The sequence below is a fragment of the Pseudomonas sp. PDM22 genome, from assembly GCF_014851965.1.
Taxonomy (GTDB): domain Bacteria; phylum Pseudomonadota; class Gammaproteobacteria; order Pseudomonadales; family Pseudomonadaceae; genus Pseudomonas.
This window is the reverse complement of sequence record NZ_JACVAR010000002.1, coordinates 531,964-547,350: the sequence shown is the minus strand read 5'-3', so window position 1 is coordinate 547,350 and position 15,387 is coordinate 531,964. Positions and strand designations below refer to the sequence as shown.

The window sequence follows — 15,387 nt, the reverse complement described above, 5'->3', positions numbered from 1 at the left end:
AAAAGCAGAGGGAAGTCATGCACGGCATGCTCAAGGGCGCGCTGGCGCTCGCCATCGCACTGGGTACTTTTGAAGCTCAGGCACAGAACGCGGACCTGATCCTGTACAACGCCAAGGTCTTCACCGCCGAGCCTGGCCAACCGTTGCAGCAGGCCGTCGCGGTCGCTGGCGGCAAGGTGCTGCAGGTAGGTTCCAACGAGGACATCCGCAAGCTCGCCGGCACCGGCAGCAAGCAGGTCGACCTGGGCGGCAAGGTACTGATGCCCGGCTTCATCGACAGCCACTCGCACTCCATCTTCGGCGGCCTGGAACTGATCTCCGCCAGTCTGATGGATGAAGAGATGGACCTCGACGCCTTCGTCGCCCGCCTGAAGCAGGACCGCGACAGCGGCAAGGCGAAGAACGGCGACGTCGTCGTGATGAACGGCATGAACTCCAGCTACTGGTCCAAGGCCGACGGCCTCGCCGAGCGCCTGAACCATGGCGAATGGGAGAAGGTGCCGGTGATCCTGATCGGCAGCGACCACCACACCGCCTGGGCCAACGCCGCCATGCTCAAGCGCGCCAAGCTGGACGCCCAACGGGTGCGCGGCCTCAGCTCGCTGGAACAGGGCAACATCGCCCACGGCAAGGACTTCGCCCCCACCGGCTTCCTGGTGGACTCGGGCTTCGACCTGGTCGCTGCGACCATGCCCGCCGCCAGTACCGAGACCATGGACCGCGCCGGCCGCGCTGCGGTGAAGTACAACAACAGCCTCGGCATCACCGCCTGGATGGACCCGGCCGCCAACGGCGCACCGGGCGAGGCGGTATTCAACATCAAGCCCACCGAGAAGACCGTCGGCGTACTGCCGGTGTACCGCGACCTGGCTCGCGACGGCGAACTCACCGCCCACGTCGCCGCACTGCAGGTGGTCAATCCCAGGAGCACTCCGGCCGATCTTGACGTCATCGAGAAGGTCCGCCAGCAGTTCCAGGGCATCCCCAACCTGACGCTGCCGGGCATCAAGGTGTTCGCCGACGGCGTGATCGAATTCCCGGCGCAGTCCGCCGCGCTGCTGGAGAACTACAAGAACAGCCACAAACCGGGCGAGTTGCTGATCGATCCCAAGCACTTCGGCGAACTGGTCAGCGCCGCCGATGCCCGTGGCTGGCTGGTGCACGTGCACGCCATCGGCGACCGCGCGGTGCGCGAATCGCTCAACGGCGTCGCCCAGGCGCGCAAGGACCGGCAGAGCGGCGTGACCCACTCGATCACCCATTTGCAGCTGGTCAACCCCAAGGACTTCCCGCGCTTCAAGCAGCTGAACGTGATCGCCTCGATGCAGCTGGACTGGGCCACCGCCGAGCCCTACACCGTGGAGCTGGTCAAGCCCTACATCGCCGACGAGGCCTACCGCTACATGTACCCGGCCAAGTCGCTGCTGGACAACGGCGCCACGATCGCCGGCGCCAGCGACTGGCCGGTGTCCACACCCGATCCGCTGAAGGCCATCTACCAGGCCGTCACCCGCCACGGGGAAGAAGGCGTGCTCAACGCCGCCGAGCGCGTGGATCGCCAGACCATGTTCTATGCCTACACCCGCAACGCCGCACAGACCATCGGCCTGGGCGACAAGATCGGCACCCTGGCGCCCGGCAAGCAGGCCGACATGGTGGTACTCGACCGCGACGTGTTCAGCGTGCCCGACCAGCAACTGGACGAAGCCCGCGTGCTCCACACCCTGTTCGAAGGCCGCGAGATCTACCGCGCCGAAGACCAACCGGCTCTCTGAGCCGGGCTCCTGCGCCGGGGCGTGAACACCCCCGGCGCCCTGCCCGCCAGCCCTACCCTTGCCGAAGCTTCCCGAGTTGACCGGGAGGGTCGGCGCTGCGCGGGATTTTTCATCTGCCCACAGACAATCACAACAAAGGGAACCCCGTATGAATCGCCCGCAATGGCTTGTCGGCGCGCTGCTCGCCTGCGCCCCGCTCACCTCCGCCCTGGCCGTGGAGCTCGGCGAAGGCTTCGCCCTGCAGATCGACACCGCCCTGGTCAGCGACTACCGCACCCGCGGTATCTCGCAGACGCAGAACGACCCCGCCGCCCAGCTCGGCCTGACCCTGCAGCATGCCTCCGGCGCCTACCTGGGCGTGTGGACCTCCAACGTCGACTTCGGCGGCGGCCTGAAGACCCGCCAGGAAACCGACTACTACGCCGGCTGGTACTGGCAGGCCAACGACGACATCGCCCTGGACCTGGGCTACATCAAGTACGCCTACCCGAAGGAAGCCCAGTTCAACCAGAGCGATACCTACGCGATCCTCCACGCCTACGGCTTCGAAGTGGCGGCCTACTATGGCAACGACTACCCGACCTACTTCGGCGAGAACCAGGCCAACCTCTACACCTACCTGGCCTACAACGCCGAGCTGCCGGCGGAGTTCAAGCTGCGCGTGCGCTACGGCCGCAATGACGCCAAGGACCCGCTCTACCTCTCCGGCAGCGGCGACACCCGCGATACCTACTATGAGTGGGAAGCGAAGCTGAGCCATGAATGGGTGGGTTTCGACTGGGGCGTGAGCTACATCGACACCGACCTGTCGCAGAACGAGTGCCGCACGCAGTTCGGCTTCGGCGACGTGTGCACGGCGACCGTGCTCGCCAGCGTGAGCAGGAGTTTCTAACGCGGACGGACGGGGTGCGACTGGTGCGCGCCCCGCTCGCCCAGCAGGGCGATGGCGCAAAGCGCCAGAGCGGCGACGTTGGTGGACACCGGGTTGAAGGCACCCAGCAGCAGTTCAGGGGCGAACAGCGCCACATCCACCAGCAGCGCCAGCAGGGCGAAAGCCGCCAGCCACAAGGGCCAGCGGCTGCGGCGAAGCAGCAGGATGCACAGCGCCAGGACGATCTCGGCGGCACCGGCGACCTGGGCGACGCGAAGGGTCGACAGTGGCCAGTTGTGGGCCTCAATCATGCAGACTTCATCAGGGCTGAGGAACAGCAGCTTGGGCACCAGGCCGTGGTAGAGAAACACCACGCCCAACGCCAGCCGCGCAATGGCGACGCTAGTCATTGCCAAGGAAGCGCCCGCGATACTGCGGCGACGGGACCAGGCAGATGTCCTCGCGGCCGAACAGGCGGTAGCGGTTGAGCGCGACGCGGTCGTAAAACCAGTCACGCAGCGGCCGGGGCACCAGCCAAAGCACCCGCAACCAGTTCCAGGGCGCCGGTAGCTGACCGATCACCCGCAGGAAGGCATCGCTACGCTCGAAGCCTTCGCGGCCATCGACATAGAGCATGGTGTCGAAGTATCCGGTGGGCAGGCCGAACCAGTCGAGAATCGCCTGGCCCTCGGCGGACTGCACGCTGCAAAGCTTCACGCGGCGCTCGCGGTCGTAGCGCAGGAGGAAGCGGCTCCAGCCATTGCACAGCCGGCAGGTACCATCGAACAGCACGACCTTGTCATCGGGCTGCATGTTGGGGGGCAGAGCCATGGCGTCGTCTCCAGAAGCCTGGTGAAGCAACCTTGCCCGCCGCTTGTGACAAGTCATCGACTCACCCATTGGCCAATGAAAACAACCGGTATTCCACCCACCCCGGCCCCAGCCGTCCTTCGCCCACCGCCAGTTGGTGGTTGAGCCAGCGGTAGCGGTCGTCGCCGACCTCGAAGCGCGGCTGGATCATGAAATAAGTATCGCCGAACTCGGTACTGTCACCCCGCGAGACCGCGTGGATGATCTTCGGATTGGCCACCAGAAGGCCAATGTGCTGCATCAGAATACGCGCACCATCGTCGGTACGCAGCACCAGACGCACCTCCAGGTGCCAGCCGCCGTCACTGTCCACCAGGATCCAGTCGCCGCCGCCGGGCAGCACCTCGCCGCTCAGGCGTCGGCCTGTGAAGGTGCCACCGCCGGCCGCCGAGATCAGCCGCTGGCCCTGCGGCACGCGGCCGATCTCCAGCGGCACACTGGCCTTCACGTTCATTTCCATCAACGGCTCGAGCTTCATCGCCAGCTCCTGAACAAGGTCGTCGTAGACGCATCAGTAAAGCAGCCGGGGCGCGGTGCGGCCATCTGCTCAGGACGTTGGGCCGAAGCGATAGCGCAGCAGCCGGCCCATGCGGCGCATCGCCGGAATGGCCAGGGTGATCTCGTAGAGCAGGCGCATGCCCAGGGACAGCCGGGCGATCTGCTCGCGGTCGTAGGCGGCGATGGCATCGACGAAACGCAGGGCCGGCACCTGTTGTTCGAGCTCCTGCGGCTCGTCGATGCCCCAGTGCAGCACGGCACCGGTGCGACGGATCATCGGGTTCCACTGCAACAGACGGATGCCCAGGCGACTGTAGCCGTCGAACAGCAGCTCGCCCTGGCCGAAGCGCGCGGTCAGCGCAGTCAACAGGCGGAACACCTCTTCAGTTTCCACATAGGGCAGCACGCCCTCGGCGATCATCAGCACCGGTCGCCCGGTCGGCACCGCGCGCCACCAGTCCGGCGCAGTCAGGGAGCTGGCCAGCAGGTGGCAGTTTTCCCGCGCCGGATACAGGCGCTCGCGCAGGGCGATCACTTCCGGGAAGTCCACCTCGAACCACTGCACGGAAGACGGCGGGTCGATGCGCAACACCCGGCTGTCCAGCCCGCAGCCCAGTTGCAGGACCACGCAGGCCGGATGCCGCGCCAGGAAGTCGCGCACCCAGTCATCGAACAGCCGCGCCCGCAGGGCGATGCCCACCTGCTCGGCACGGCCGATGCGCAGGCGGGCGAAGTCGTAGTCGATCTGCTCCACTGCCTGCCGCGAGAAACGGTCACGCAGCAGGCTATCGGGCAGCTCGCTCTCCTTCGCCTTGGCGTACAGCGTGATCAGCAGGGTTTCCGGGGTGCCGCGCAGGGTGATGCGTTCCACGTCATTCGTGCAGGTAGTAGAGCTTGTTGATGATCTGCCAACCGTTGCCGAGGCGCAGCAGGGAGAGGTAGTCGGTGAAATGCATGCCGAGGAACTCGTCGGTAACCTTGGCTACCGCGCTGTCGCCGGTGATATCCAGCGATTTCAGCTCCCAGGGCGGGGGGGCACCTTCGGAGGGCGGCGACTCGGCCTTGATCGCGCCGATGAACTCGTCCAGCGACGCCCACTCCAGCGCGCCGTGGTAGTTGCCGATGATCTTGCAGGACGGATGGAACGCCAGGCGCAGGCGCGACTCGTCACCGAAGGTCATGCCCTCGACGTAGTCCGTCAGTACGCGGTTGATGGCGGCGCTGTCCGCCGTGTAGTTGCTCATCGCTGCAGCCCTCCCCGGTCGGTGACCATGGGGCAAGGCTAGCACCGCACCCCGGCCGTGCCCTGGCGAGCGACGACCGGGGCTCCGGCGTCAGACCACCGCCAGGTGCCGCTTGCGGGTCGGCGGCGGGAAGGCGGCGTCGAGGGCTTCGAGGTCCTCGGGGGTCAGACGCAGTTGCAGCGCGGCGGCGTTGTCGCGCACGTGCAACGGCTCCACCGCCTTGGGAATGGCAATCACACCCGGCTGGTGGATCAGCCAGGCCAGCGCCACGCGGGCCGGGGTGGCATCGTGGCGGCCGGCGATTTCGCCCAGCACGCGGTGGCGCAGCAACTTGCCGCCCTGCCCCACCGGGCAGTAGGCCATCAGCGGCATGCGCTCTTCCTGGCACCAGGGCAGCAGGTCCCACTCGATGCCGCGCTCCTCCAGGCTGTACTGCACCTGGTTGGTGGCGCAGGCCGGTTCGTTCAGTTCCTGCAGGTCGTCGAGGTCGAAGTTGGAGACGCCCCAGCGCTTGATCTTGCCGGCCTCACGCAGGCGCTCGAAGGCTTCGACGGTTTCCTCCAGCGGATACTGGCCGCGCCAGTGCAGCAGGTAGAGGTCCAGGCAATCGGTGCCCAGGCGCCGCAGGCTGCGTTCGCAGGCCTCGGGGATGCCGCGCCGGCTGGCGTTGTGCGGGTAGACCTTGCTGACCAGGAAGACCTGGTCGCGCAGGCCGGTCAGCGCCTCGCCGACCACCTCTTCCGAGCCACCCTCGGCGTACATCTCGGCGGTGTCGATCAGGGTCAGACCGCGCTCGATGCCTTCACGCAGGGCGGCAATCTCGCGCTTGCGCTGGAAGCTGTCCTCGCCCATGCGCCAGGTGCCCTGGCCGATGGCGGGAACGGCGGTGCCGTCGGCGAATACCACGGTGTTCATCTCGTGCTCCTTGTTGCGCTGGTAATGGGGACACGGGGCCAGCCGCCCGAAACCGGGCGACGGGCACACAGGGTAGCGCAGAAGCAGGAGCCAGGCTGTGGATCAGCGGTTGGTCTGCAGGTTGCGGCGGGCGACGTGGCGCTCGATGGCCAGGTCGATCAGCCGGCTGACCAGCTCGCTGTAGGTCATCCCGGCGGCCTGCCAGAGCTTGGGGTACATGCTGATGCGGGTGAAGCCGGGTAGCGAGTTCAGCTCGTTGATCAGCACCTCGCCAGTCTCGGTGAGGAACACGTCGACCCGCGCCAGACCGGAGCACTCCAGCGTCAGGAAGGCGTCCACGGCGAGCTGGCGGATGCGCTCGCTGGCCTGTGCGGGAATGTCCGCCGGCACCACGACCTTGGCCGCGTCCTCGTCGATGTACTTGCTGTCGTAGGAGTAGAAGCCGCTGCCCACGACGATCTCGCCGCAGCCACTGGCGATGGGCTGCTCGTTGCCCAGTACCGCGCACTCGATCTCGCGGCCCTTCACGGCGGACTCCACCAGCACCTTGTCGTCGAAGGCCAGCGCCAGGCGCACGGCTTCATCGTAGGCGGCCTCGTCCTCGACCTTGCTCACGCCCACCGAGGAGCCCATGTTCGCCGGCTTGATGAACAGCGGCAGGCCGAGCTTGCGCTGCGCCTCGGCGAAAGGCGTACGCGCGGCGTTGGCGCGGGTCAGGGTGACGAACGGTGTGATGGCGATGCCGGCGTCGCGCAGCAGGCGCTTGCTCACGTCCTTGTCCATGCAGATGGCCGAGCCCAGCACGTCGGAGCCGACGAAGGGGATGTCGGCCATGCGCAGCAGGCCCTGCAGGCAACCGTCTTCGCCCTGGGTACCGTGGACGATGGGGAAGATCACGTCGACGTGGTCGAGCAACTGGCGGCTGCCGGTTTCCACCAGTTGCTGCTCGGCCTTGCCCGGCACCACGGCCAGCTCGCGGTTGGAGCGGTTGAGGGCAATCAACGCCGGGTTTTCCTGGTTGAGCAGGTAGTCGGAGGCATCGTTGAGGTGCCAGCGGCCCTCCTTGTCGATGCCCACCAGCACCGGTTCGAAGCGCTCGCGATCCAGGGCATCGACAATATTCTTCGCCGATTGCAGGGACACCTCGTGCTCCGCCGAACGCCCACCGAAAATCACCCCAACACGCAACTTGCCCATGACAGCCTCCGAATGAACGATGGGCGTTTTCTAACACGGGCTCCGGCACTTGGGTAGGAACAGTGGCCGGCGAACAGACGGGACGCTCTGCTCAGAGCTGACCCAGCGCCTGCGCCAGCTCGCGCGCGGCCTGGCCGCTGTGCACGCCGGGGAACAGGTGGGTGAAAGGCAAGGCCACGAAGCGCCCTTCGCGCACGGCGCGCAGGCGCGAGAGCACCGGGTCCGCGCGCAGCGCTCGGACCTTCTGATCGGCCGTGGACCAAAGCGCATCGGCCAGCAGGATCACATCCGGGTCGCGCGCCAGCAGTTGTTCGGTGTTGGCGGTAAAGCCTCCCAGGTCGACATCCCCGAACAGGTTGTGCGCGCCGGCAGCGTGCAGCAACTGGGTGACCACGCCGCGCCGCCCCTGGCTCTCCAGGCCATTACTGACGCTGTCGAGGTAGAAGACTTCCAGCGGTTTGTTCCCGGAGAAATGGCGGCGTGCCTTGGCCAGTTCGGCGTGTTGCTGGCGGATCAGCTTCTGGGCCCGCTGCTGCTCGCCGAGCAGGCCCCCCAGTGTCGTCAGGTCCGCCTCGACACCGGCGAACAGATCGTCCTGCCAAACCCCGCAACCGGCATCCAGCAGGTAACTGGCGACGCCATGGCCGGCCAGTTCCTCGCGGGAGAGGTTGCCCAGCCGGAAGGCCGAGGCAAACCCGGCCACCACCAGGTCCGGGCGCTGCGCGTAGACCGCTTCCGCCGACGGGTACTGGCGCGATAGCAGCGGCACCCCCCGATAGCTTCCTTTGGTCAGGTCGAGATCGTCATCGATGTAGGCCACGCCGATCAGCCGCTCCCCGGCGCCCAGCGCCAGCAGCAGGTCGGCGGCGTGCTGGTTGAGGGCGAGGATGCGTTGAGGCGGGTGGTCGATGCGCCAGGTCTGGGCGCAGTTGCGGTAGTCCTGTGCGAAGGCATTTCTCGCCCCCAGAATCAACGCGAGTAACATCAACACCTGTAGGAGCGCGCCATGCGCGCGATCGCGGGCATGGCCCGCTCCTACAAAAAACCATCCTCCCTTCATGTCTCAGCATCCACCCGCAGCTCCGCCACCGGCACGCCATCGCGCAAATGCTCCGCCACCACTCGGCGCACCTGCTCGTCACTGCGCAGGCCATACCAGACGCGCTCGGGATAGACCGTCAGCAACGGCCCGCGATTGCACGGGAACTGGCAGCCGGTGCGCGTCAGCAGAGCGCCCTCGGCGTTCTCATGGAGATCGTGGCGGATCAGCTCGCGACGCAGGGTCTTCCACAACGGCAGCGCACCACGCCGCACGCAGCGCGGCCCGGTGCAGAGGAACAGGTGATGCCGGTGCGGCGGCGGCGCGGACCAGTCCGGCTGCGACGGCACTTCACCGACACCCTGACAGTCCAGCTGTTGCGCCGGGTCACCAATCGCCGCCAGCACCGCCGCCGCGTCCAGCCCGCGCCGGCCGAGCGCCGACGCGGTGACTTTCGGCGGCGGCGCCTGCGGATGATCTTCCGACAGCGCGGCCAGCTCGGCACGCAACCAGTCGAGGTAGGCACCGTCAGCGGTCGGTTCAAGGTCGACCAGCAACAGCTCCCGCGCCTCCGCCAACAGCGCGCGCACCCGCCCCCAGAGCGAATCGAAACCCTCGCCGGTATCGATGCATTCGACACCGGCGAGGCGCGCCGACACCTCGCGGTGCAGGCGCTCGCCCTGGGCTCCGGCGAGCGGGCCGACCAGCAGGATGGCCTTCATCAGAAGCTGAAGGTGTAGCGCAGCTCGGCGGTACGCGGCCGGCCGAGGTTGTCCACCTGGCGGATGCCGTTGCTGGTGCGACCGGTGGCGTAGTCGCGGTCCAGCAGGTTCTCCAGCAGCAGACTCAGGCGGTGCGCGTGGGCGGCGTCGAGGTAGCGGTAGGCGTCGCCATCGAGCACGCTGTAGTGGCCGTAGTCGTCATCCTGGGCACTGACGATGGAACCGACATAGCGGGTGGCAAGGCCCGCGCCCCAGAGGCTGTCGTCATAGCCCAGGCGCAGGCGGGCGAAGAAGTGCGGGATGTTGTTCACCGTCACGCCTTCGCGGCTGTCCACGAGGTTGCGCGTGGCGTCCGCAGAAAGCTGCCAGTGCCGCCCGAACTGCCACTGGCCGTTGGCTTCCACGCCACGCACGGTGATCTCGCCATTGCCGTTCACCCACTGGTCGCCCGCGAGGGTGATGAGATCGGTGATCTCGCGGCGGAACAGCGTGACGCTGCCGCTCCACGGCTGCTCGAACAGCTCGCCGGTGTAGTCCAGGCCCAGCTCGGCGTTGCGGCTGCGCTCGGGCTTGAGGTCGCGGTTGCCGACTTCATCGCCCGGCTCGTTGACGAACAACTGCTCGGCGGTGGGCAGCTTGAAGGCGGTGCCGAACTGGCCGCGCAGCTTGAGCTGCTGCGTGAGGTCGTAAAGCGAGGTCAGCATCCACACGGTGGCGCCTTCACCGCCGGAGATTTCCTCGCGGCGCACGCCCAGGCTCGGGTGCCAGTCGGGCAGCGCCTCGATGTTCGGCCGCAGCTGGGCGTAGAGCGCGTGGGACTCGGCCTTGTCGTTGTCGATGATCAGCACATCGTCCTGGCCCTTGTACCACTGGTTGTCGTTGCCCAGGACCAGTTCGTGGCCGCCCGCCAGCTTCGCCTTGCCTTCGAGCTGCGCGCCCCAGTCGGTGAAGCCCCAGTAGTCGTTGTGGTTGAGTACCTGGGTACCGCCGCCCTGCAGGTTGTAGACGCGGTCGTAGCGGGTGTCCCAGTCGTTGATATGGGTCTTGGCGAACCAGCTGAAGTCCTCGCTGACGCTCTGCTGGAAAGTCGCCGTGGCGATCTGCTGCACGCGGTTGTTGCTGGTGTGGTGGTTGGAGGTCGGCCGGGCGAAGTCCAGCTCGGCGTCGGCGTACTGGGAGAACAGCTCCAGGCGCGAGGCATCGCCGATGGCCTGGATGGCCTTGGCGCCGAACACGTTGACGTCGTAGGAGCGGCGCTTGTCGCTCACCGTGTCGGTCATGTCGCGGTCGCGGTAGGGCTGGTAGCCGTCGGAGCGGTTGTGGCTGACGTAGGCCATCAGGCCGAGGTCGCCCAGGCCGTTCTGCACGATTTTCTCGGCGCGGGCATCACCACTGCGGCCCTTGAAGGTGTCCAGGCCGAGGTTCACCTCGCCGGATGCTTCGCGGCTGCGCGCGCTGCGGGTGACGATATTGATCACCCCGGACACCGCCTGGGTGCCGAACAGCAGGCCCTGGCCGCCCTTGAGCACTTCGATGCGCTCCACCGCGGTGGTCGGCAGGGTGTCGATGTAGATGCCGCCGTAGAGGCGGTTGTTCAGGCGCACGCCGTCCAGCAGGATCAATGTGTCGTCGTTGCGCCCGCCGAGCAGCGAGTAGGTGCCGTAGTCGAACGGGCCATTCTTCGGCGCGACGAACAGGCCGGGCACATACATCTGCAGCACACGGGTGATGTCGGCGCTGGGGCCGGCGCGTTCGATCTGCTGGCGGTCGATGACCTCCAGCTTGCTGCCGTAGCGGGCCATGTCGGCCACGGTGGTGGACTCCACGGAAGGGCCGCCGACGACTTCATCGGCCAGGTCGAGCGGCGCCGCCGACAGGTGCGCACCCAGGACATAGAGGGGGAGAACGGGAGTCCAGCGCAGGGCGCGCCGGTTCAGGAACGAAGAATGTTGCAAGGTGATCGCCTCGAAATCGGGATTTCGCAGGCGGCGCAGCGACACCCGGAACGAGCGCGCCCCGGGAACCGGCTCACGCCCGCCCACCGCGGGTTTGCCAAACAGGTTCCAGGCCGGTCTCCGGGCTTGCGAGGGTCATGGAACATCCGCCTTCCCATGCCTGAGCACAGTGGCTTAGTGGACGCTCCGCTCGCTTACCGTTGCGGGGGCAGCGCCGGACTGATCGCACGAGGGCGACGCACCGGCTTCCCGTTTCACCCCACGCACGGCGGCGGGGGGCACCTGAAACGGGGCGAATCTGAACACCTGGCGGACGAAAGCGTCAAGCGCGGGGGTTGGGCAGGATGTTGCGGACGCGGCGCAAAAGCGCGAAATCAGTGCCAGGGATCGTAGGTGCCGAAACTCCAGATGTGCCCTTCCGGATCACGGCAGGTGAAGCCCTGGCCGCCGTAGTCCTCGTCCTTGATGTCGATGACGATCTGCGCGCCGGCCTCGACTGCTGCGCGATACAGCGCTTCGGCGTCCTTCACCACCACGTAGATACTCTGGGTACAGCCACCGATCTCGTCGGGCTGGCGCATCAGCCGGCCGTACTCGTTGTCATGCAGCGACCCGAGCATCACCAGCCCGCTGCTGTCGGCCAGCGCCAGCTGTGCGTGGGCAATGCCGCCGTGGTCATCGGCGACCACCAGTTGCCGCTGGAATCCGAAGGTGGCGCACAGCCAGTCGATGGCCTGGGGCGCATCGCGGTAGCGCAGGCAGGGAATGACGCTGGGGCGGGCGATGGGAACGGGCGTGGACATGGCGGTCTCCGGAGCAGAACGAGCGCGATGCTCTGAGCATAGTCGCCCGCTTTTCGCTCCCCGCTACGGCATGGCGACCAGCAGCAACAGCGACACCGAAGCGCAAGTTCCTGCAAGACCGCTCCAGGGGCCGGCAGTAGTTTGGGCAGACCGATCCCAAGGAGACAACCACCGTGACCCAACGCCAACCGATCAACCTGCAGGACAAGCTCGGCCGCATCAGCGAAACCTGGCAACCACGGGTGATCGCCGAGATGAACGACTACCAGCTCAAGGTGGTGAAGCTGCAGGGCGACTTCGTCTGGCACAGCCACGCCGACACCGACGAGACTTTCATCGTGCTGGACGGCGAGCTGCGCATCGACTTCCGCGACGGCCCGCTGACCCTGCGCGCCGGCGAGCTTTACGTGGTACCCCGTGGGGTGGAGCACAAACCCTATGCCGAGCATGAGGTGCAGCTGATGCTTATCGAACCGCGCGGCGTGCTGAACACCGGCGACCAGGGCGGCGATCGCACGGCGGAGAATGATCGCTGGGTGTGACCGTCGATCACCTGCCCTGGTGACCGCCGATCAGCGGCCTCTCCCGCTTCGCTGGGTGCTGCTATGCCTGTCGGGAGAACGCCGCTCCCAGCCGGAGGCTGTCACGCCTGGGATACACCGGCGCGGCTCTGGCGGCGTCGCCGGTTCGGGTCCGCGTCCATCGAAGCCCGGAGCCGGGCCGGAGGTGCGACATGCTCTATCTGGTGAACTGGACCATCCCCATCGAGAACCGCGACAGGATCATTCAACGGTTCCTCAAGACCGGCGGCCTGCCGCCGCCCGGCGTGAAGCTGGTCGGCCGCTGGCACGCCATGGGCCACATGCTCGGTTTCGGCCTCGCGGAGGCCGAGAACCCGCTCGATGTGCAGCGCTGGATGCTGCAGTGGACCGACCTGATGCACCTGCAGGTGCACCCGGCCATGACCGACGCGGAATATGCACCGCTGCTCACGCAGATGCTGCAGCAGGCGGCGGACAACCCATCGGTCAGTCCCTGAGCAGGACCTCGGCTGGCTTGGCCCCGAAGCGCTTGCGGTAATCGCTCGGCGCCATCCCGGTGATCTTGCGGAAGGTGCTACGGAACGAGCCCGGATCGAGGTAGCCGACCGTGTAGGCGATATGGTCCACGGTGCCGTTGGTGAACTCCAGCAGTTCGCGCGCCTTGCCCACCCGCAGGTGCTGGCAGTACTCGGTGGGTTTGAGCCCGGTGGCGGCGCGGAAGCGGCGCAGGAAGGTGCGCTCCTCCAGCCCGGCCTGGGCGGCCATGGCGGCGAGGCTGACGTCTACCGCGCCATTGCCCTGCAGCCAGTGCTGCACCTTGAGGATGGCGGCGTCGCCGTGGCCCAGCAGCGGCGCGAAATTGCTGCCGCATTGCTGGGCGCTGTCGCTGTGCTCCACCACCAGGAAGCGCGCGGTGCGGTTGGCGATGCTAGGGCCGAGCAGGCGGTCGACGATGCGCAGGCCCAGCTCCGACCAGGCCATCAGCCCGGCGGAGGTGATCAGGTCGCCGTCGTCCACCATCGGTTTGTGCGCTTCCAGGCGCACGCGCGGGAAGCGTGCGGCGAAGGCCTCGGCGCCACTCCAGTGGGCGGTGGCGCTACGCCCGTCGAGCAGCCCGGCCTCGGCCACCAGCAATCCGCCAATGCAAACTGAGCCGACGATGGCGCCCTCGCCATGGCGCGCTGCGAGCCAGTCGGTGAGGTTGCGTAGCGGCGCGGCGTCGGGCAGACCGAACAACGACGGCGGCACCAGCACGGCGACCAGCCGGCTATCCGCACCGGGGTGGGTGTCAAATACGCGCCGGAGCTCGCCACCGTCCTCACCGGACCAGTGGCTGACCCGCAGCGCCGGCAATTGCTGCGCGGCTTCTTCGCCGGCGATGCGCTCGGCCACCGCGAACAGGTCGGTGAGCCCATGCAGCGCCGCCGTCTGCACACCGGGATAGAGCAGCAACCCGATCTCGACGACGCTCCGTTCCGCAACCATTGTCAGTTTTCCCCCGGTTATTGTCGTTCCGCCTGATCCCCACGCGGCGCGCGGCGAACCATACTGGTCCCACTTCCTCACCACTCAACGTTCAAGAAGGACTTCGGAAATGGCCAAGCAAGCGCTCATCCTAGTGGATATCCAGAACGACTACTTCCCTTCCGGCAAGTGGCCACTGGTCGGCATCGAAGCCGCCGCCGACCAGGCTGCCAAGGTACTGGCCGCCTTCCGCGAGCGCGGTGATCTGGTGGTGCACGTGCGCCACGAATTCGAAAGCGCCGATGCTCCGTTCTTCGCCCCCGGCAGCGACGGCGCGAAGATCCACGCAAAGGTCGCCAATCTGCCCGGCGAGCCGGTGGTGCTCAAGCACTTCGTCAACTCGTTCCGCGACACCGACCTGAAGGCCATCCTCGACCAGCACGGCGTGGAATCGCTGGTGGTGGTCGGCCACATGAGCCACATGTGCGTGGATGGCGCAGTGCGCGCCGCCGCCGACTTCGGCTACCCGGTGACCGTGCTGCACGACGCCTGCGCCACCCTGGACCTGGAGTTCAATGGCGTGAAGGTTCCGGCAGCCCAGGTACACGCGTCCTACATGGCGTCCCTGGCTTTCGCCTACGCCGAGGTGGTGTCCACCGCCGAGTACCTGAATCGCTGATTTGCTGAGACAGGTGACTCTCCTGTAGGAGCGGGCCATGCCCGCGATCGCGCGCATGGCGCGCACCTACAGGGACACCAGGCAGGCCGTGCTCGCTCAGAACAAAAGCACGATCAGCCCAAAGTATCGGGAAAAGGATAAGGCCCGCTTTGCTGGCTTTCCGCTATGATCGACGCTCGATCGCCTGCCGATAAGGACATCCCATGAGCGTTTCCTCGATCATCACCCTCGCCATCATCGCTGGCGTCATCTTCCTGCTGATCAGCGTGTTCAACCGCCTGGTGGCGCTGCGCAACCGCTACCAGAACGCCTTCGCGCAGATCGAGGTGCAGCTCAAGCGCCGCTACGACCTGATCCCCAATCTGGTGGAAACCGCCAAGGCCTACCTCAAGCACGAACGCGAGACCCTGGAAGCGGTGATTGCCGCCCGTAACGCGGCGGTGGCCGGTCTGAAAGCCGCTTCCGAACAACCCGGCGACGCCGGCCGCATGGCGCAACTGGCCGCCGCCGAGAACGCCCTGGGCGGTGCCATGGGTCGCCTGAACGTGACCCTGGAAGCCTACCCGGACCTCAAGGCCTCGCAGAACCTGCAGCAGGTCAGCGAGGAGCTGTCGAGCACCGAGAACAAGGTCGCCTTCGCCCGCCAGGCCTACAACGATGCGGTGATGGAGTACAACACCTACCGCCAGTCGTTCCCCGCCAACTTCCTGGCCACCACCTACGGCCACAGCAAGGACGCCAGCCTGCTGGAGTTCGAGGACAGCAAGGCCATCCAGGCCGCGCCGAAGGTCGCCTTCTAAAACCCTGGCGCAG

Annotated in this window: 19 protein-coding genes and 1 riboswitch; of the genes, 7 read left to right on the top strand and 12 right to left on the bottom strand. The window is 66.8% G+C overall.

The genetic code is table 11. The annotated features are described in order from the left end of the window. Window positions 1-17: 17 nt before the first annotated feature. Both IB255_RS08120 and IB255_RS08115 read left to right on the top strand, forming a co-directional pair. On the top strand, window positions 18-1,775 hold the full coding sequence (locus tag IB255_RS08120; protein WP_192210041.1) for an amidohydrolase: 1,758 nt from the start codon (window positions 18-20) through the stop codon (window positions 1,773-1,775). A 148-nt stretch (window positions 1,776-1,923) separates the two neighbouring features. Further along, entirely contained in the window at window positions 1,924-2,667 is a 744-nt protein-coding gene (locus IB255_RS08115; RefSeq protein ID WP_081517676.1) for a TorF family putative porin, read from the top strand. Here IB255_RS08115 and IB255_RS08110 read toward each other — a convergent pair. From IB255_RS08110 to IB255_RS08060, 11 genes are all read right to left on the bottom strand, one after another. Continuing rightward, the gene (locus IB255_RS08110) at window positions 2,664-3,056 is read right to left on the bottom strand and encodes a DoxX-like family protein (RefSeq protein WP_081517675.1); all 393 of its coding nucleotides are present in this window, start codon (window positions 3,054-3,056) and stop codon (window positions 2,664-2,666) included. The two genes, IB255_RS08115 and IB255_RS08110, sit on opposite strands and share 4 nt — an antisense overlap. Further along, window positions 3,049-3,477, bottom strand: coding sequence for a thiol-disulfide oxidoreductase DCC family protein (locus tag IB255_RS08105; protein WP_081517674.1), 429 nt, complete (start codon window positions 3,475-3,477; stop codon window positions 3,049-3,051). The genes IB255_RS08110 and IB255_RS08105 overlap by 8 nt, the downstream gene beginning before the upstream one ends. A gap of 61 nt (window positions 3,478-3,538) precedes the next feature. Continuing rightward, on the bottom strand, window positions 3,539-3,994 hold the full coding sequence (locus IB255_RS08100) for a DUF3237 domain-containing protein (RefSeq protein WP_081517673.1): 456 nt from the start codon (window positions 3,992-3,994) through the stop codon (window positions 3,539-3,541). Between the two features lie 69 nt (window positions 3,995-4,063). After that, a complete protein-coding gene (locus IB255_RS08095) occupies window positions 4,064-4,885 on the bottom strand; it encodes a class I SAM-dependent methyltransferase (protein WP_081517672.1) in 822 nt (273 codons plus the stop codon). 1 nt (window position 4,886) lies between these two features. Then, on the bottom strand, window positions 4,887-5,258 hold the full coding sequence (locus IB255_RS08090; RefSeq protein WP_081517671.1) for a nuclear transport factor 2 family protein: 372 nt from the start codon (window positions 5,256-5,258) through the stop codon (window positions 4,887-4,889). Window positions 5,259-5,348: 90 nt separating this feature from the next. After that, the gene (locus IB255_RS08085) at window positions 5,349-6,173 is read right to left on the bottom strand and encodes an aldo/keto reductase (protein WP_192210040.1); all 825 of its coding nucleotides are present in this window, start codon (window positions 6,171-6,173) and stop codon (window positions 5,349-5,351) included. Window positions 6,174-6,275: 102 nt separating this feature from the next. Beyond that, window positions 6,276-7,370, bottom strand: a complete 1,095-nt coding sequence (ddlA, locus tag IB255_RS08080; RefSeq protein ID WP_192210039.1) for a D-alanine--D-alanine ligase — start codon at window positions 7,368-7,370, stop codon at window positions 6,276-6,278. A gap of 91 nt (window positions 7,371-7,461) precedes the next feature. Further along, the gene (locus tag IB255_RS08075; protein WP_192210038.1) at window positions 7,462-8,355 is read right to left on the bottom strand and encodes an ABC transporter substrate-binding protein; all 894 of its coding nucleotides are present in this window, start codon (window positions 8,353-8,355) and stop codon (window positions 7,462-7,464) included. A 71-nt stretch (window positions 8,356-8,426) separates the two neighbouring features. Then, window positions 8,427-9,131, bottom strand: a complete 705-nt coding sequence (locus IB255_RS08070) for a (2Fe-2S) ferredoxin domain-containing protein (protein WP_192210037.1) — start codon at window positions 9,129-9,131, stop codon at window positions 8,427-8,429. Continuing rightward, complete coding sequence (locus tag IB255_RS08065) at window positions 9,131-11,020, bottom strand: TonB-dependent receptor plug domain-containing protein (RefSeq protein WP_225594783.1); 1,890 nt, start codon at window positions 11,018-11,020, stop codon at window positions 9,131-9,133. Before IB255_RS08065 ends, IB255_RS08070 begins: the two co-directional genes overlap by 1 nt. Before the next feature lie 159 nt (window positions 11,021-11,179). Further along, a riboswitch (cobalamin riboswitch) is annotated at window positions 11,180-11,387 on the bottom strand. A gap of 73 nt (window positions 11,388-11,460) precedes the next feature. Next, the gene (locus IB255_RS08060; protein ID WP_081517666.1) at window positions 11,461-11,889 is read right to left on the bottom strand and encodes a VOC family protein; all 429 of its coding nucleotides are present in this window, start codon (window positions 11,887-11,889) and stop codon (window positions 11,461-11,463) included. A 173-nt stretch (window positions 11,890-12,062) separates the two neighbouring features. Between IB255_RS08060 and IB255_RS08055 the strand changes: the two genes are divergently transcribed. Both IB255_RS08055 and IB255_RS08050 read left to right on the top strand, forming a co-directional pair. Then, window positions 12,063-12,431 carry a cupin domain-containing protein gene (locus IB255_RS08055; protein ID WP_081517665.1) on the top strand — a complete coding sequence of 123 codons (369 nt, stop codon included), beginning with the start codon at window positions 12,063-12,065 and terminating at the stop codon, window positions 12,429-12,431. A gap of 191 nt (window positions 12,432-12,622) precedes the next feature. Continuing rightward, window positions 12,623-12,928 (top strand): DUF3303 domain-containing protein, encoded by a 306-nt coding sequence (locus IB255_RS08050; protein WP_081517664.1) that lies wholly within the window; start codon window positions 12,623-12,625, stop codon window positions 12,926-12,928. Here the strand turns inward: IB255_RS08050 and IB255_RS08045 are convergent. Further along, window positions 12,918-13,916 (bottom strand): GlxA family transcriptional regulator, encoded by a 999-nt coding sequence (locus tag IB255_RS08045; protein ID WP_192210035.1) that lies wholly within the window; start codon window positions 13,914-13,916, stop codon window positions 12,918-12,920. The genes IB255_RS08050 and IB255_RS08045 overlap by 11 nt on opposite strands. Before the next feature lie 109 nt (window positions 13,917-14,025). Between IB255_RS08045 and IB255_RS08040 the strand changes: the two genes are divergently transcribed. Genes IB255_RS08040 through IB255_RS08035 form a run of 3 tightly spaced genes read left to right on the top strand, consistent with a single transcriptional unit; the run spans window position 14,026 to window position 15,374 of the window. Further along, entirely contained in the window at window positions 14,026-14,574 is a 549-nt protein-coding gene (locus IB255_RS08040) for a cysteine hydrolase family protein (RefSeq protein WP_081517662.1), read from the top strand. 37 nt (window positions 14,575-14,611) lie between these two features. Then, on the top strand, window positions 14,612-14,743 hold the full coding sequence (locus IB255_RS30925; protein WP_263866017.1) for a hypothetical protein: 132 nt from the start codon (window positions 14,612-14,614) through the stop codon (window positions 14,741-14,743). 34 nt (window positions 14,744-14,777) lie between these two features. Then, complete coding sequence (locus IB255_RS08035; protein ID WP_138212478.1) at window positions 14,778-15,374, top strand: LemA family protein; 597 nt, start codon at window positions 14,778-14,780, stop codon at window positions 15,372-15,374. The last annotated feature ends 13 nt before the right edge of the window (window positions 15,375-15,387 follow it).

Bases quoted from the DNA above. Each gene is read 5' to 3' on its own strand.
- IB255_RS08110 (WP_081517675.1), bottom strand. From the start codon at position 3,056: ATGACTAGCGTCGCCATTGCGCGGCTGGCGTTGGGCGTGGTGTTTCTC.
- IB255_RS08120 (WP_192210041.1), top strand. From the start codon at position 18: ATGCACGGCATGCTCAAGGGCGCGCTGGCGCTCGCCATCGCACTGGGT.
- IB255_RS08070 (WP_192210037.1), bottom strand. From the start codon at position 9,131: ATGAAGGCCATCCTGCTGGTCGGCCCGCTCGCCGGAGCCCAGGGCGAG.
- IB255_RS30925 (WP_263866017.1), top strand. From the start codon at position 14,612: ATGCCCGCGATCGCGCGCATGGCGCGCACCTACAGGGACACCAGGCAG.
- IB255_RS08090 (WP_081517671.1), bottom strand. From the start codon at position 5,258: ATGAGCAACTACACGGCGGACAGCGCCGCCATCAACCGCGTACTGACG.
- IB255_RS08060 (WP_081517666.1), bottom strand. From the start codon at position 11,889: ATGTCCACGCCCGTTCCCATCGCCCGCCCCAGCGTCATTCCCTGCCTG.
- IB255_RS08075 (WP_192210038.1), bottom strand. From the start codon at position 8,355: ATGTTACTCGCGTTGATTCTGGGGGCGAGAAATGCCTTCGCACAGGAC.
- ddlA (WP_192210039.1), bottom strand. From the start codon at position 7,370: ATGGGCAAGTTGCGTGTTGGGGTGATTTTCGGTGGGCGTTCGGCGGAG.
- IB255_RS08105 (WP_081517674.1), bottom strand. From the start codon at position 3,477: ATGGCTCTGCCCCCCAACATGCAGCCCGATGACAAGGTCGTGCTGTTC.
- IB255_RS08045 (WP_192210035.1), bottom strand. From the start codon at position 13,916: ATGGTTGCGGAACGGAGCGTCGTCGAGATCGGGTTGCTGCTCTATCCC.
- IB255_RS08085 (WP_192210040.1), bottom strand. From the start codon at position 6,173: ATGAACACCGTGGTATTCGCCGACGGCACCGCCGTTCCCGCCATCGGC.
- IB255_RS08040 (WP_081517662.1), top strand. From the start codon at position 14,026: ATGGCCAAGCAAGCGCTCATCCTAGTGGATATCCAGAACGACTACTTC.
- IB255_RS08050 (WP_081517664.1), top strand. From the start codon at position 12,623: ATGCTCTATCTGGTGAACTGGACCATCCCCATCGAGAACCGCGACAGG.
- IB255_RS08115 (WP_081517676.1), top strand. From the start codon at position 1,924: ATGAATCGCCCGCAATGGCTTGTCGGCGCGCTGCTCGCCTGCGCCCCG.
- IB255_RS08035 (WP_138212478.1), top strand. From the start codon at position 14,778: ATGAGCGTTTCCTCGATCATCACCCTCGCCATCATCGCTGGCGTCATC.
- IB255_RS08100 (WP_081517673.1), bottom strand. From the start codon at position 3,994: ATGAAGCTCGAGCCGTTGATGGAAATGAACGTGAAGGCCAGTGTGCCG.